This window comes from Pseudoalteromonas sp. S3776, assembly GCF_005886915.1.
Lineage (GTDB): Bacteria > Pseudomonadota > Gammaproteobacteria > Enterobacterales > Alteromonadaceae > Pseudoalteromonas.
Genome location: NZ_PNCU01000134.1, coordinates 1 through 639, shown reverse-complemented (window position 1 = coordinate 639; position 639 = coordinate 1). Strand labels below are relative to the sequence as shown.

Annotated in this window: 1 protein-coding gene; it reads left to right on the top strand. The window is 49.3% G+C overall.

Annotation, left to right across the window (positions count from 1 at the left end; translation table 11 throughout):
* The coding region (locus CWC16_RS19445; protein ID WP_171037705.1) for a transposase at positions 1 to 639 on the top strand (639 nt) is incomplete at both ends.

Genomic DNA, 639 nt, shown 5'->3' with positions numbered 1-639 from the left:
AGGAGTTCTGGCTGATGCGCTTTATGGAACGGGTGAATTTATGGACAAAGCCTCCGCTCTCACCACGAAAGGGCAAATTGTCAGCCAGTTACGCTCCAACCAGAAAGTGGCCAGCCGCAATTCTGAGACGACAGTGAAAGAGTATTTTGCTCGACAAAAAGGTGTAGAAACTCGCCTGATCATTCGTGGAGGCCAAACCAAAAAAGTGACAATGTTATCTGCCCGTTTGTATGTCAAGGCACATAACAGACGTCGATTCGTGATTGCGCTCAAGTATGAGGATGAAGAAGAATACCGCTATCTGGTGGCTTCTGATATGTCATGGCATCACGCGGACATAGCCCGATTTTATTCGCTGAGGTGGTTGGTCGAGGTTTTTATTCAGGACTGGAAAGCCCATGGAGGCTGGAACAAACTGAGCAAACAGAGAGGTGTTGAAGGATCTAAGCGTGGCGTGATCCTGAGCCTCCTGTGCGAGCATTTATTGTTGCTGCACCCAGAGCAATCAGTCCGGCTTAAGAACAATCAGCCCGGGATGCCTGTAGGCTGCCTGACCGAACACCTTAAGGCCGAAGCATTAGTGGACACTGTCAGAGATGTAGTGGCATCGGACAACCCAAAAAAAGCGCTGGAAGAACT